This window comes from Blastococcus sp. SYSU D00820, from assembly GCF_054050695.1.
In genome coordinates this window covers 14,925-29,917 of the sequence record NZ_JBJGZW010000030.1, presented here as the reverse complement: position 1 = coordinate 29,917, position 14,993 = coordinate 14,925, and the positions used below count along the sequence as shown (strand labels likewise).

General features: G+C 74.7%; 10 protein-coding genes and 1 pseudogene. 6 read left to right on the top strand and 5 right to left on the bottom strand.

Translation table 11 applies throughout. The features are described from left to right. The first annotated feature begins 5 nt into the window (after positions 1-5). The gene (locus ACI79R_RS21620; RefSeq protein WP_456575737.1) at positions 6-683 is read left to right on the top strand and encodes an HAD family hydrolase; all 678 of its coding nucleotides are present in this window, start codon (positions 6-8) and stop codon (positions 681-683) included. Here the strand turns inward: ACI79R_RS21620 and ACI79R_RS21615 are convergent. From ACI79R_RS21615 to ACI79R_RS21600, 4 genes are read right to left on the bottom strand one after another with little or no spacing between them, the layout of a single operon-like run. Then, entirely contained in the window at positions 680-1,651 is a 972-nt protein-coding gene (locus tag ACI79R_RS21615; RefSeq protein WP_456575736.1) for a glucosyl-3-phosphoglycerate synthase, read from the bottom strand. The genes ACI79R_RS21620 and ACI79R_RS21615 overlap by 4 nt on opposite strands. Before the next feature lie 53 nt (positions 1,652-1,704). Then, on the bottom strand, positions 1,705-3,876 hold the full coding sequence (locus ACI79R_RS21610; RefSeq protein ID WP_456575735.1) for a phage holin family protein: 2,172 nt from the start codon (positions 3,874-3,876) through the stop codon (positions 1,705-1,707). Continuing rightward, positions 3,873-4,517 (bottom strand): DedA family protein, encoded by a 645-nt coding sequence (locus tag ACI79R_RS21605; protein ID WP_456575734.1) that lies wholly within the window; start codon positions 4,515-4,517, stop codon positions 3,873-3,875. Before ACI79R_RS21605 ends, ACI79R_RS21610 begins: the two co-directional genes overlap by 4 nt. Further along, positions 4,514-5,329 carry an MBL fold metallo-hydrolase gene (locus ACI79R_RS21600; RefSeq protein ID WP_456575733.1) on the bottom strand — a complete coding sequence of 272 codons (816 nt, stop codon included), beginning with the start codon at positions 5,327-5,329 and terminating at the stop codon, positions 4,514-4,516. Before ACI79R_RS21600 ends, ACI79R_RS21605 begins: the two co-directional genes overlap by 4 nt. Positions 5,330-5,572: 243 nt before the next feature. Here ACI79R_RS21600 and ACI79R_RS21595 point away from each other — a divergent pair, with 243 nt between their 5' ends. Both ACI79R_RS21595 and ACI79R_RS21590 read left to right on the top strand, forming a co-directional pair. Continuing rightward, positions 5,573-6,046 carry a hypothetical protein gene (locus tag ACI79R_RS21595; protein ID WP_456575732.1) on the top strand — a complete coding sequence of 158 codons (474 nt, stop codon included), beginning with the start codon at positions 5,573-5,575 and terminating at the stop codon, positions 6,044-6,046. Further along, positions 6,043-8,511 (top strand): hypothetical protein, encoded by a 2,469-nt coding sequence (locus tag ACI79R_RS21590; protein WP_456575731.1) that lies wholly within the window; start codon positions 6,043-6,045, stop codon positions 8,509-8,511. Before ACI79R_RS21595 ends, ACI79R_RS21590 begins: the two co-directional genes overlap by 4 nt. A gap of 131 nt (positions 8,512-8,642) precedes the next feature. On the opposite strand, the gene ACI79R_RS21585 is transcribed toward ACI79R_RS21590, so the two are convergent. After that, positions 8,643-9,230, bottom strand: coding sequence for a TetR/AcrR family transcriptional regulator (locus ACI79R_RS21585; RefSeq protein ID WP_456575730.1), 588 nt, complete (start codon positions 9,228-9,230; stop codon positions 8,643-8,645). 110 nt (positions 9,231-9,340) lie between these two features. Here ACI79R_RS21585 and fdh point away from each other — a divergent pair. From fdh to nrfD, 3 genes and pseudogenes are all read left to right on the top strand, one after another. After that, positions 9,341-12,634 (top strand): annotated as a pseudogene (gene fdh, locus ACI79R_RS21580) (formate dehydrogenase). 208 nt (positions 12,635-12,842) lie between these two features. After that, positions 12,843-13,898: a 4Fe-4S dicluster domain-containing protein gene (locus ACI79R_RS21575; RefSeq protein ID WP_456575729.1), complete on the top strand. Its 1,056-nt coding sequence runs from the start codon at positions 12,843-12,845 to the stop codon at positions 13,896-13,898. 1 nt (position 13,899) lies between these two features. Continuing rightward, on the top strand, positions 13,900-14,940 hold the full coding sequence (nrfD, locus tag ACI79R_RS21570; protein ID WP_456575728.1) for an NrfD/PsrC family molybdoenzyme membrane anchor subunit: 1,041 nt from the start codon (positions 13,900-13,902) through the stop codon (positions 14,938-14,940). The last annotated feature ends 53 nt before the right edge of the window (positions 14,941-14,993 follow it).

Sequence of the window (14,993 nt, the reverse complement as noted above, 5' to 3'; positions counted from 1 at the left end):
GGGGCATGGGCCGCTCCATGCCCTCCCCCGCGATCGCCGTCCTCGACGTCGACGGCACCCTCGTCGACACCAACTACCAGCACGCCCTCGCCTGGTACCGCGCCTTCCGCTCGCTCGGGGAGACCTTCCCCGTCTGGCGGATCCACCGGCTGATCGGCATGGGCGGGGACCAGCTGGTGGCGGCCATCGGCGGCGACGAGCTGGAGGAGCGGATCGGCGAGCGGGCCCGCGAGCGGTGGGTCGAGGAGGCCGATCCGCTCATGCGCGAGGTGTCGGTGCTGCCGGGCGCGCGCGACCTGCTCGTGGCACTGCGCGAGCGGGGGCACCGGGTGGTGCTGGCCAGCTCGGGCAAGCCGCACCACGTCGAGCAGTACCTGGACATGCTCGACGCCCGCGAGCTCGCCGAGGACTGGACCACCAGCGAGGACGTCGAGGCGACCAAGCCGGCGCCGGACCTGCTGCAGGTGGCGCTGGGCAAGCTCGGCGCACCGGCCGACGCGACCAGCGTGCTGGTCGGCGACTCGGTGTGGGACGTCAAGGCCGCCGACAACGCGGGGATGCCGGCGGTGGTGGTGCGGTCCGGCGGTTTCGGGGACGACGAGCTGCGCGACGCCGGGGCGGTGGCGCTGTTCGACACCCCCGGCGACCTGGCCACGAGGCTGGACGAGACGCCGCTCGCCTAGCCGGAAGCGGCCTGCAGGGCCCGGTACTCCGGCACCGTCGCCATCGGCGGCCGCTCGTCGACGGCGACCGGGGTGCTCACCGGCACGAACCCGGCGCCGTCGTGCCGGAACTGGGTGAGCAGCCCGCCGGCCTCCCGGGCGCCGCCGGCCCGCGCGAGCACGGTGGAGACCACCTGCCCGGCCATCCGGCCCAGCGCCTCCTGCGCCTGGGAGGTGTGCCGCCGCACGCCGAGGTCGACCTGGGCCAGCCCGCCCAGGCCGGTCAGCTGCAGGAGGTCGACCAGCAGCCCGACCTCCACGCCGTAGCCGGAGACGAAGGGCACCCGCTCCAGCACGCTGCGCCGGCCGGCGTACTCGCCGCCCAGCGGCTGGACGACGCCGGCGAGCTCGGGCCACAGCGCGTTGAGCAGCGGGCGCGCGGTCAGCTCGGTCACCCGGCCGCCCCCGGCCGGCGTGCTCACGCCCTCGACCTCCAGCGGCCGGGTGTAGCACCCCTTCACGTAGCCGACCTGCGGATCTGCCAGCAGCGGCCCGAGCAGCGCCGGCACGTAGTGCGCGACGTCGCCGAGCAGGTCGGCGTCGAGGAAGACGACGAGGTCGCCGGTGGTCGCCGCCAGCGACTTCCACAGCGCCTCGCCCTTGCCCGGCCGCGACCCGTGCGCGGGCAGCACGTCGGCGGCGGCGACGACGTCGGCACCGGCGGCGCGGGCCACGGCGGCGGTCGCGTCGGTGGAGTCGGAGTCGACCACCAGCAGCTCGTCGACCAGCGGCACCCGGCGGACCCAGCGCGCGGCGATGTCGGCGACCAGCCGGCCGACGGTGGCCTCCTCGTCGCGGGCGGGGAGGACGACGCTGACGCGGTGCCCGCCGCGTCGCTTGGCGCGCAGCAGCGCGGGCACGTCGAGGTCGGCCAGGGAGGCGGCCGACGTCGTCCGGTTGCGGAACCAGGCGGCGGCGTCGGGTCTCATCGCCCCACTGTCCGGGACGCCGACGCCGGGCCGCCAGGGGCGGGGGGCGCTGTTCACGCAGTGCTCACGCGCCGGTCGGCCGGCGCGGGCCGCAGGCCCCGGGCGGCCGCGCTGTCGCGGCCGATCGCGGCTCCCTCGCCGGTCGGCTCGGGGTGGCCGAGGTCGGTGAGCCAGCCGCGCAGCACGCGGTGCAGCTGCTCGGCGCCGACGATCTCCCCCGGCGCGGCGAAGGAGCGGGGGTGGGCGAGGAAGCCGAACTGCTGCGGCCCGCCGAGGCCGCCGTGCGAGCCCACGTGCGGCTCGAACGGCGAGGCCTCGCCGGCGTCGGCGTCCCACCGGCTGTTGACGACGACGTCCGGGCAGTGCGGGAACCCCGACACCCGCGCGACCAGCGCGGCCGCGTGCTCGCCGTAGCCCGCGAGGGGATCGGTGCCGTGCACCTCGCCGGTGTCCAGCCGCAGGATGCCGTCGCGGCCGAGCACCAGCGGCCCACGCTCGGCCGAGTGCACCAGCAGGAAGCCGACGCCGTCGTGGTCGACCAGGCCGGGCAGCAGGTCGGGCCAGTGCCGCTCGATCTCCTCCAGCGGCACCCGGCCGGGCAGGTCGGCGAAGGAGATCGAGGCGGTGTGCCCGGACACCACGGTGACCACCCCCGGCGCGACCCGGGGGACCGCGCCCCCGGCGTCGCCGGGCAGCTCGTGCGCGTGCGGCTGACCGGCGGCGCGCTGCACCCGCTCGCGCAGCCGCCGGGCGATCGGGCCGGCGCTCTCGGCGAGCGCGGCACCGAGCTGCCAGGCCTCGTCCGCGGGGCGCCGGCTGTTCCGCGGGCCGGCGGTGCCCGGGGCGGCGGGGCCGCCGCCGCACAACCGGCCGACCAGCTGCTCCACCGTCTCGCCGAAGCGGGTGGCGAAGGCCTCGCCCTGGGTCTGTCCGTGGTCGGAGAGCAGCACCAGGTGGTAGGGCCGGGGCGCCAGCTGGGCGGCGCGGGCCAGCCGGCCGACCTGCTGGTCGATGCTGCGCAGCACGGCCAGGCTGTCGGCCCGCTCGAGGCCGCCGTGGTGGGCGGCCTCGTCGTAGCCGAGGAAGTCGGCGTAGACCACCGGCCGCCCGGCCAGCATGTCCTCGAGCATCGCGTAGACGACGATGTCGCGGGCGATCACCGTCGTGCCGGGGCGCATCAGCGGCCACAGCCCGCCGCGGGAGACCCGCGGGCGCACGTCGAGCCGGCGCTCCCGGGCGGCGGCGACCAGCTCGCGGCCGATGTCGACCGCCGACACCGCCAGCGTGCGCAGCGCGTTCACCGGGTTGGCGAAGTACGCGTAGTAGCCGGAGCCGACCGCTGCGCGGGACCGCCGGGGGCGCCGGCGGGCCCGGCCGGCGGGCACCAGGGCCAGCGCGCTCATGGTCAGGCTCACGTGCGGCGCGTCGCCGGTGAACAGGTTGCCGTGGCCGGCGCCGCCGCCGGCCAGCAGCCCGCGGCCGTCGGAGATCCGCCGTTCCACCTCGGCGGCGTCGACCGGGTGGGAGACGCGGACCAGGGCGTCGCGCTCCTTCTCGTACCAGCGGAAGCCGAAGACGTCGTGGTTGGAGCCGTGCAGGATGCCGCTGACCGAGGCGCCGGTCTGCGAGCTCCAGTCGGTGTGCCAGGCGGTCATGGTGTGGCTGCCCGAGCGCAGCCAGGAGGCCAGCGTCGGCATCGAGCCGTCGCCGACCGCGCGCCGGGCCGTCTCGTGGGCCAGCGCGTCGATCTGCAGGAACAGCACGCCGGGCGGGCAGTCGGCGAGGCCGGCGGTCCCGCGGGCGCGGCGGCGGGCGCGGCGGAAGAAGACCTCGTCCTCGTCGATCGCCAGCACGCTGCTGACCAGGCCGGACACCGCCGCCATGCCGACGACGACGAGCACGGCGGTGCGCAGGTCGGCGATCATCACGCCGGGGATGAGGAAGGACAGCCCGAGCACCGCGGCGCCGAGCAGCAGGAAGCTGCCCAGCCCGAGGGTGAGCAGGGCGACCGGCAGCGCGATCCGCATGACCAGCGGCCAGACCACGCCGGTGAGCACGCCGAGCAGCAGCGCGGCGACCGGCGGCTGCCACCACGAGCCCATGTCGAACCGCACGAGCCAGGCGTCGAGCACGACGAGCGCGCCGGTGGCCGCCGCCCAGACGCCGACGATGCGCGCCGCCGTCCGCCCGCGCTGGAGGACGCGGCCGGGAGCGCCGTCGGTCATGCCTGCCCCGGCGTGCAGGGCGTGGTCTCCTCCGGGTGCTCCGCGGCCGCCGCGCGCCGCGTCCGGCGGCGCTGCGCGCCCAGCACGTTGAGCACCGCCCCGACCAGGAGGACCAGCACGGTCGCCAGCAGGGTGGCCAGCAGCGGGGAGTCGAAGATGCCGCCGCTGACCACCCCGAGCAGGGCGTAGGCGATCGCCCACAGCGTCGCGGCCAGCAGCGAGGCCGGCAGCAGCCGCCGCCACGGATAGGCCAGGGCACCGGCGGCGAGCAGCACCGGGATGCGGCCGGCGGGCAGCAGCCGGCCGACGACGACGATCTGCCAGCCGTGCCGGCGGAACTGCTCGCGCACCTCCTCGATGCGGTCGGCGTGCTGCCCGCGGGCGACCCAGCGGACCGCCGCGGGCCCGCCGGACCGGCAGACGGCGAAGGTGACGACGTCGCCCAGCCACGCCCCGAGGGTGGCCAGCACGAGCACGAGCAGGAGGTCCAGCTGGCCGGAGCTCACCGCCACCGCGGCGCCCGCGCCGACGACCGCGCCGGTGGGCACCACGGGCACCACCGAGCCGAGCAGCACGCCGCCGAAGACCACCGGGTAGCCGATCGACCCGGCGTCGGTCCAGCCGTCGGCGAGCACGCTCACGGCGACTCCGCGGGATCGGGCTCGGGCAGCAGCACCGGCCGGCCCGGTTCGGTCAGCAGCACCCGCGTGTCCAGGCCGCGGGCGGCGACCGCGGCGGCGAAGTCGCGCGGCGGCTGGACCAGCAGCCGGCGCATCCGGCCGCGCAGCGGCGGCACCGTGGTGGCGCCGGGCAGGGCGAGGGTGCCCCAGTGCACCGGCACGGCCAGCCGCGGCCGCAGCCGGGCCACCGCCTCGGCCGCGCGCGGCGGGTCCAGGTGGCCGGGGCCGAGGTTGGGCCCCCAGCCCCACACCGGGAGCAGGGCGACGTCGATGCCGCCGTCGCCGAGCGCGGTCATCCCGTCGAACAGGTCGGTGTCGCCGCTGGCGTAGATCCGCTGCCCGTCGCCCTCCAGCAGGTGGCCGACCGCCGGGGCGTCGGGCCCGTGGGTCAGCCGCGGGCCCCAGCGGTGCGCGCTGTGGTCGGCCGGGACGGCGGTGATCCGCAGGTCGCCGTCGGCCAGCGACTCCCCGGGCGCGAGCTCGTCGACCCGGCGCAGGCCGCGCGACCGCAGCCAGGCGCCGGCGCCGCGGGGCACCACCACGCGCACGTCGGGGCCCAGCAGCCGCAGCGAGGGCAGGTGCAGGTGGTCGCCGTGCTGGTGGCTGATGACGACGACGTCCACCCCGGCGAAGGTGGCCGGTGCCGGCAGCGGCACCACCCGGCGCAGCGGACCGACGCGCGGGGTCAGCACGGGGTCGGTGAGCACCGTGCGCCCGGCGAGCTCGACCCGCACGGTCGAGTGGCCGAGGAAGTGCAGCACCGGGGCGGTCACCGGTCCAGTATCGGCCCGCCCGGTGACGCTCCGGCCTCGTCGTCCCGCGATCGGGTGCCCGGCATAGGAGGCTCTGCGCACGTCCTGGGCCCCGATACGTGGGTGGAGCCTCCTATGCCCTGGGGGGCTGCTGGGGCAGTTGCGTCACGGGATGGTGCCGGCGCGGCGCGGGGCGTTGCTTCCGGAACGGGCGGGGGCTCTCATGGCCGGGTCGGCGCCGCGACCGGCACGGGGGGTGGGCAGGTGGCGAGGTCGGTCCGCGCCCGCAGTGCGCCGTCCCCGGCCCGGCGGATCTCGCTGCCGTGGCTGGCCGTGGGCCTGCTGCTCGTCGTCTCCTTCGCCGTGCCGTGGACCGGCAGCGGGCTGGCCTCCAGCGTCTCCGGCTTCGGCCTGGTGGGATTGGTCGGCTCGGGCGCCGTCGGCAGCTGGGTGCCGGCGTGGGGCGCCGTTCCGCTGGCGCTGCTGCCGGCCTGCGGCCTGGCCGTCGCCGGGACGGCGTTCAGCCCGAGCCCCACGGCCCGCACCGCCCGGCTGGTGGTCTTCTGGCTGGCCGCCGCGGCGTGTCTCGTCCTGGCAGGGGCGACCTGGTGGTCCCCTCTGCTGCAGTCCGGCCCCGGCCTCTGGGCGGCCGTCGCCGCCGTCGCCGCCGGACTGATCCTGCTCGCCGGGCCGCGGGTGGCCCGGCTCGTCCGCACCACCGCTGGAGGAAGACCGTGACCTGTCCGACCTGCGGTCGGGCGTCGGAGCCGGGAGGCCGGTTCTGCGCCGGCTGCGGCACCGACCTCGCCGCCACCCCGCCCGCGCCGCCGCCGTCGACGCCGACCGGGCCGGTGTGGACGCCGGCTCCCGGCGGTCCGTCGACCGGCGAGTGGACCGTGCCCGCCGCGGGGCAGCCGCAGCCCTGGGCGCCGGCACCCGGCCAGCCGGCCCCCCAGCAGCCCGCCTACGAGCAGCCGACCTACGAGCAGCCGGCCTACGCGCCGCCGCAGTACGAGGCGCCGCAGTACGAGACGCCGCAGTACGAGCCGCAGTACGCGCCGCAGCCCGACCCCGGGTACCCCGGCGCGCAGGAGCCGTCCTGGACCGTGCCCCCGGGCGCGCCCGACCAGCAGCCGCCGGCGCCGAGGAAGCGCCGGTGGGTGATCCCGGCAGTCGCCGGTGGGGCCGTCGTGCTCGCCGGCGGGGTCGCCGCCGCGGCGGTGTTCCTCTCGTCCTCCGGCGCCGGCTCGCCCGACGAGGCGGTGGCCAACCTCGCCTCCGCGCTCTCCAGCGAGGACCCGGCCGGCGTGGTCGCCGTCCTCGAGCCCGGCGAGTTCGCCGAGCTGGCCGACGTCTACGAGAAGGCCGCGGCCAAGGCCAAGGAGCTCGGCGTCGACGAGCAGGCGTCGTCCGACACCTTCGTCTCGGGCCTGGACCTGCAGGTCGAGGGCCTGCAGACCGACATCGAGATGCTCAGCGACAACGTGGCCCGCGTGAACATCATCGGCGGCGAGCTCACCTGGGACGTCGCGGCCGACGAGCTCAGCCCCGAGCTGCGCGAGGCCCTCGAGGCCAACGGCAGCATCGAGGACGCCAGCGGCAGCTTCGACCTCACCGACCTGGCCGTCGGCGGCCCCGGCGGCACCCAGCCCTTCCTCATGGCCGTGGACAACGGCGACGGCTGGTACGTCAGCCCGCTGTTCACCATCGCCGAGTACGCGGTGCAGGCCGGCGGGCTGCCCTCGGGCGACTACGACCGGGCCGGTGAGGAGGTGCCGGAGGGCGCCGGCGGGCAGGACCCGGAGGACGCCGTCCAGACGCTGGTCGGCACGCTGAACAACGCCGGCCTGGTGGCCGCCCTCGAGCAGGCCACCGACCAGGCCGGCGGGGTGTTCGCCGTCTACCAGGACGCGCTGCTGCAGTCGCTGCGCGAGGAGGAGGACGTCGACGACCTGGTCTTCGACATCGACGTCAGCACCCGGGCCGGGGAGGTCAGCGACGGCCGCGCCGCGGTGTCGCTGCTCAGCATCACCGGCACGGTGAGCGACGGCTACGACACCGAGGACGTCGACGTCAACGTCGCCTGCCCGAGCGGTGACCCCGACTCCTGCTTCGAGGCCGGCGGCGAGCTGCTCTCGGTCGAGGACGTGCACGTCATCGTCGAGGAGCGCGACGGCCAGTGGGTCATCGATCCGCTCGGCACGGTCTGGGACTACCTGGACCAGGCCGTCGAGGGCTTCGACGAGGACGCCCTGCTGCAGCTGCTCGCCGAGCAGGGCCTCGAGGAGTTCGCCCAGCCGTCGGGCTCGCTCGACACCGACGAGACGACCGAGGTGCCGATCGGGGACGCCGGGTTCGCCGTCTACACCTTCGACGCCGAGGACGGCGTGGACTACACCGTCTCCGTCACCGGTGACTCCTACGACTACGCCTCGTTCGCCGGCGCCCACGAGTACGTCGACGCGGCGTTCTCCGCGGCCACCTATCCGGGCGGTGGCGAGGGCCGCGTGGTCGTCTGGGACGACGACGGCGACGGGACGGCGTCGGTGGCGCTGTACGCGATGCCGTCGCAGGAGGTCGCGTGGGGCCAGGCCGCCAGCGGCACGGTCGCCGGAGGCGCCTGCGTGCAGCACCGGATCGACGTGGGCGGCACCGACCTGGTGAGCGTCACGCTCGACAGCGGCTCCGACGTCGGCGCCTACCAGCCCGACGGCCAGGTCGAGTGGGTGCGCAGCAACGGGTCGGGCGGTGACGTCTTCGACACCGACGGCGGCACCGACTTCGACCTGCAGGTCTGCAACTTCGACGGCGAGCCGGCCGACTACGAGCTGTTCGCCAGCGAGTACACCGGCTCGGGCGGCTCCGGTTCCGGCACCTCCGGCGGCGGCGCCGTCGACGGCGCCTCCTCGGTGGACGGCTACGTCTCCGGGGGCGTGGCGGACACCTACCACACCGTCTACGTGCCGGCCGGCGCGACGGTGACCGTCGAGGTGACCCCGCTGAGCTCCGACCTGGACGTCAAGGTCATGGTCGACGGCACCGGCACCGACTACTCGTCGGAGACGTTCGACAGCCAGTGGGAGGGCGACACCGAGAGCTTCGAGCTCTACGGCGGGTCGGACGACTCGTACTTCTACGTCGAGGTCGGCATCTACAGCAACAGCCCGGCGTCGTCGGGGGCGTACACGATCACCGTGTCCTGACGCGCGAGCTCCGCGAGGGCCCCGTCCGGACGACGACGTCCGGGCGGGGCCCTCGTGCGTCCGGGCCCGCCCGGGAGCTCGGCATAGGAGGCTCTTGCACGGATCGGGCCCGGAAACGTGCGGATAGCCTCCTATGCCCGAGGTGGGCGGCGCTCCCAGGCCGCGACCACCCGCTCCACCAGCTCGTCGGTCACCGGCTGCGCGGCGATCAGCACCCGGTGCACCACCGGCCCGACCACCAGCGCGTACTCGTCGTGGTCCAGCCGGTCCTCCGGCGGCAGCATCCCGTTGAGCACCCGGCGCCGGTCCTCGGTGATGCCGGTGAGCACCGCGGCGATCTCCGCGTCGCCGGAGGCCGCCGCGATCAGCATCGCGTAGGCGGCGCGCGTGGCGGGCTCCTCGAAGCCGGCCCGCGTGGCCCGGAGGTAGCTGCGCAGCGCCGACGCCGGATCCGGCTCCTGCGGGAGCGGGCGGGCCACCCGGCGGGTGACCAACTCGGCGGCGAGGTGCTCGGGGGTGGGCCAGTAGCGGTACAGCGTCTGCCGCGAGACCCGCGCCGCGGCGGCGACGGTGCTGTGCGTCAGCGCCGCCGGACCCTGCTCGGTGAGCAGCCGGCGGACCGTCTCGAGCACGTGGTCGCGGGTGCGCTGCACCCGCGGGTCCTCGTCGGGGCGCCGCCCGGGGCGGGGCGACCAGCCGTGCGGGAGGGGGATCTGCACGTTCGCCGTCCCAACCCGTCGCCGTCCGATTGCGTTCGGTGACCGTACCCCGGACGGTGCGCGCGGCTCCCGAGCGGCCGGATCCGCCGGGCAGTGGCAGAGTTGCCGGGGTGAAGACCTGGCTCGAAGCCTGGCCGGTGTTCCGGCAGCTGACCGGCCCCGACCCGCTGGGACGTGGCGCGGCCGCCCGCAGCAAGGCGACCGAGGCGGTGGTGAGCCGTACGGCCACCGCCGACCGGGTGGTGCAGAGCGTCTGCCCCTACTGCGCGGTGGGCTGTGCCCAGCGGGTGTTCGTGAAGGACGAGCAGATCGTCCAGATCGAGGGCGACCCCGACTCGCCGGTCAACCGCGGGCGGCTGTGCCCGAAGGGCAGCGCGAGCAAGCAGCTGGTCACCAGCCCGACCCGGGTCACCACGGTCAAGTACCGCCGTCCGTACGGGACGGAGTGGGAGGACCTCGACCTCGACACGGCGATGGAGATGATCGCCGACCGCGTGCTCGACGCGCGGCGCAAGGGCTGGCAGGACGAGGACGGCGGACGGCGCGTCCACCGCACCATGGGGATAGCGAGCCTCGGAGGGGCGACCCTCGACAACGAGGAGAACTACCTCATGAAGAAGCTCTACAGCGCCCTGGGCGCGATCCAGATCGAGAACCAGGCCCGCATATAGCACTCCTCCACGGTGCCCGGTCTGGGTGCCTCGTTCGGTCGTGGCGGTGCCACGAACTTCCTGGAGGATCTGGCGAACTCCGACTGCATCGTCATCGAGGGTTCGAACATGGCCGAGTGCCACCCGGTGGGTTTCCAGTGGGTGATGGAGGCCAAGGCGCGCGGCGCGAAGATCGTGCACATCGACCCGCGGTTCACCCGCACCAGCGCGGTCGCCGACCTGCACGTGCCGCTGCGCGTGGGCACCGACATCGCGTTCCTCGGCGGGCTGATCCGGTACGTCCTCGACAACGAGCTGTACTTCCGCGACTACGTGGTCGCCTACACCAACGCTGCGGCGCTGGTCGGTGAGGACTACGTCGACGCGGAGGACCTCGACGGCCTGTTCTCGGGCTTCGACCCCGACAGCCGGCAGTACGACGAGGCGAGCTGGCAGTACGAGCCGGAGGAGCCGCCGCACTCGGGCTCCGACGACCCCGCGGAGGCCGCCGAGCAGGACCGCTCCGAGCAGCACCCGGACGTCAAGAAGTCCGACCGCGCGCAGGCGGCCGGCAGCGGCGGCCCGCCGATCCCGGCCAAGCCCAAGCGCGACGACACCCTCCAGCACCCGCGCACGGTGTTCCAGATCCTCAAGCGGCACTTCGCCCGCTACACCCCCGAGATGGTGGCCGAGGTCTGCGGCATCGAGCCGGCGGTCTTCGAGCAGGTCGCCCGCTGGGTGACCGAGAACAGCAACCGCGACCGGACGACGGCGTGGGTGTACTCGGTGGGCTGGACGCAGCACAGCGTGGGCGCGCAGTACATCCGGACGGCGTCGATCCTGCAGACGCTGCTGGGCAACATCGGCCGTCCCGGCGGCGGGATCATGGCGCTGCGCGGGCACGCCAGCATCCAGGGCTCCACCGACGTCCCGACGCTGTTCAACCTGCTGCCGGGCTACCTGCCCATGCCGCACGCGGTGCAGCACCAGACGCTCGACGAGTACTGCGCCGACGCCGCCGGCAAGGCCGGGTTCTGGGGCAACAAGCGGGCCTACATGGTCAGCCTGCTCAAGGCCTGGTTCGGCGACGCCGCGCAGCCGGAGAACGACTTCTGCTTCGACCACATCCCCAAGATCAACGGGGACCACAGCTCCTACCGGACCATCGCCGACATGATCCAGGGGAAGGTGCACGGCTACTTCCTCGTCGGCGAGAACCCGACCGTCGGGCACCCCAACGGGCGGATGAACCGGTTCGGGCTGGCGAACCTGGACTGGCTGGTCGTCCGCGACCTGCAGATGATCGAGTCGGCGACGTTCTGGAAGGAGTCGCCGGAGATCGAGACCGGCGAGTTCGCCCCGGAGACGATCGGCACCGAGGTCTTCTTCATGCCGTGCGCCACGCACGTCGAGAAGGAGGGCACCTTCACCCAGACCCAGCGGCTGCTGCAGTGGCGGCACAAGGCCGTCGAGCCGCCGGGCGACGCCCGCAGCGACCTGTGGTTCTACTACCACCTGGGCCGGATCCTGCGGGAGCGGCTGGCCGCCTCCACCGATCCGCGCGACCGGCCGCTGCTGGACATGACCTGGGACTACCCCCTGCACGGGGAGACCCAGGACCCCGACGCCGAGGCGGTGCTGCGCGAGATCAACGGCGTCGGCCCCGACGGCCGGGCGCTGTCGTCCTACATGGAGATGAAGGACGACGGGTCGACCAGCGGCGGCTGCTGGATCTACTGCGGCGTCTACGCCGACGAGGTCAACCAGGCCGCCCGGCGCAAGCCGGCGCGGGAGCAGGGCGCGGTCGCCTCCGAGTGGGGCTGGGCGTGGCCGCTCAACCGCCGGATGCTCTACAACCGCGCCTCCGCCGACCCCGACGGCAGGCCGTGGAGCGAGCGCAAGAAGTACGTGTACTGGGACGAGGAGGCCGGCCGCTGGACCGGCCCCGACGTGCCCGACTTCGAGGTGGACAAGCGGCCGGACTACGTGCCGCCGGAGGGCGCCAAGGCGCAGGCGGCGCTGGCCGGCAACGACCCGTTCGTCATGCAGGGCGACGGCAAGGCGTGGCTGTTCGCGCCCGCCGGCCTGGTCGACGGGCCGCTGCCGACGCACTACGAGCCGGTGGAGTCCGTCGTCGAGAACGCCTTCTACAAGCAGCAGGCCAGCCCCACGGTGGAGCGGATCGAGGGGCCGTGGAACCGGGAGAACCCCTCGCTCAGCGAGGTCTTCCCGTTCCAGGTGACCACCTACCGGCTGACCGAGCACCACACCGCCGGCGGGATGAGCCGCACGCTGCCCTACCTCGCCGAGCTCCAGCCGGAGTTCTTCGTCGAGGTCAGCCCCGAGCTGGCCGAGCTGCGCGGGCTGACCAACGGCGAGTACGCCACGCTGGTGAGCACGCGCACGGCGATCGAGGCGAAGGTGCTGGTCACCGAGCGGATCCGGCCGATCCGGCTGAGCGGCGGGCAGGTCGTGCACCAGATCGGCATGCCCTACCACTGGGCCTACAGCGGGCTGTCGACCGGTGACTCGGCCAACGACCTGCTGGGCATCGTGCTCGACGCGAACACCCACATCCAGGAGGACAAGGTCAGCACCGCCGACATCCGGCCGGGCCGGCGCCCGCGCGGGCAGGACCTGCTCGAGTTCGTCGAGTCCTACCGGCGGCGGGCGGGCGTGGCCTCGGGGAAGGTGGGCGTCAACGGGCGCGCGCCGGTCGAGGCCTCCACCGGCCAGGACCAGGCGGGCTCGTGACCGGGGCGGCTGCTGTGGCTGCCCACATGATCAGGGTCCCTGATCGTGTGGGGTCCTCCCGGGCGGTGCACGGTCGGGGAGGACCCGGTACGGCCGGGGAGGACGGCGAGCACGGCCGGCAGGGCGAGCCCGGCGCGCACGGCACGGACGGCGAGCACGGCCGGCACGGCGAGCACCGCATGGACGGCGCGACGAGGGAGGGACGGCGATGACGATCAGCTCGGCCAGCCCGGCGTTCACCGGGCGCGACCCGGAGAACCGGCTGTTCGGCCCGCTGCCCGACGTCCAGCGCGAGGCCGGCTACGAGGACCACCCCACGCGGGTGGGCTTCTTCACCGACACCTCGGTGTGCATCGGCTGCAAGGCCTGCGAGGTGGCCTGCAAGGAGTGGAACACCCTCCCGATGGACGACTCGCACGGCACGCGCGACGTCATCGGCCTGTCGGGGATGTCCTACGACAACACCGGCCAGCTCGGCGCCAACTCGTGGCGGCACGTGGCGTTCATCGAGCAGGTCCGCACCGTCGACCTGCCGATGCCGACCTTCGGCCGGCCCGGCGACGACCGGCAGGACGACGGCCCCTCGGCCGCCGGCGCCGACCCCGACAGCCTGGGCAGGGCGCAGGCCAGCGTGCTCAACGCCGAGGCGCTGTCGGAGTTCGACCCGCAGACCGGGCAGAGCGGCAGCGACAAGCAGGTCCGCTGGCTGATGAGCTCCGACGTCTGCAAGCACTGCACGCACGCCGGCTGCCTCGACGTCTGCCCGACCGGGGCGCTGTTCCGCACCGAGTTCGGCACGGTCGTGGTCCAGGGCGACATCTGCAACGGCTGCGGCTACTGCGTGGCCGCCTGTCCCTACGGCGTCATCGACCAGCGCAAGGGCGACGGCCGGGTCTTCAAGTGCACGATGTGCTACGACCGGCTGACCGACGGGCTGATGCCGGCCTGCGCGAGCGCCTGCCCCACGCAGTCGATCCAGTTCGGCGACCTCGACGAGCTGCAGGCCCGCGCCGACGCGCGGCTGGCGACGCTGAAGGCGCAGGGCGTGGAGACCGCGCGGCTGTACGGGCGCGACGAGAACGACGGCGTCGGCGGCGACGGCGCGTTCTTCCTGCTGCTCGACGAGCCGGAGGTCTACGGCCTGCCCCCGGACCCGATCGTCACCACGCGGGACCTGCCGGCCATGTGGAAGGCGGCCGGCAAGGCGGCGGCCCTCATGATCGGGGTCGCCGTGACGGCGATCGCCGGCTCGCGGCGGAGGTGACATGACCGGCGGGATCACCAGCCCGGGCTCGGGCTGGCGTCAGGCCGACCGCGGGCCCGCGGTGCAGCGGACCGGCAAGCGCCGCCGCCGCGGGGGCGGGCGCGGCCGCGGCGAGGTCGCGATGGTCGACGACGTCGAGTTCACGTCGTACTACGGCCGTCAGATCGTCAAGACGCCGGTGTGGAAGTCGCCGGACGTGCCGCTCTACCTGTTCCTGGGTGGCGCGGCGGGGTCCTCGTCGATCCTCGCGGCGCTGGCCGACGTCACCGGCCGGCCGGCGCTGACCCGGGTCGGCCGCTACACCGCCGGCGCGGGCGGGCTGCTGTCGGTGGTCGCGCTCATCCACGACCTCGGCCGCCCCGAGCGCTTCCTGCACATGCTGCGGGTGCTCAAGCCGACGTCCCCGCTGTCGGTGGGCACCTACATCCTGTCGCCGTTCAGCGCGGCGGCCGCGGCGACGGCCGGGGTGGAGCTGCTCGGCTGGTTCCCGCGCCTCAAGCGGTTCGGGGGAGTGGTCGCCGCGGTCTTCGGCGGGCCGCTGGCCACCTACACCGGCGTGCTGCTGGCCAACACCGCGGTGCCGTCGTGGCACGCGTTCCACACCCGGCTGCCGTTCGTCTTCGGCGGCTCGGCGATGGCCGCCGGTGGCGGCATCTGCCTGGCGCTGACCCCGCTGTCGGAGTCCGAGCCGGCGCGCAAGATGGCGATCATCGGCGCCGGGATCGAGCTCGCCGCGATTCGCGGTGTCGAGGGCAGCGACAGCATCGTGGCCGAGCCCTTCCACGAGGGGCGGCCCGGGCGGTTCATGCGGGCGGCCAGGGCGTGCACCTCGACGGGCATGGCGCTGGCCGTCGTCGGCGGGCGCCGGCGGTGGGGGGCGGTCGCGTCGGGGACGCTGCTGGCGGCGGGCTCCCTGCTCACCCGGTTCGGGGTCTTCGAAGCCGGCATCGCCAGCACCAAGGACCCGAAGTACACCGTCGTCCCGCAGCGGGAGCGGCTGGCCGCGCGGCAGAACGGGCACGCGTCGACCGTCACGACCTGACTCGTGAGGTCCCCGGGACGGATGTGGTGGACACGACGCGCCGACTGTGACGG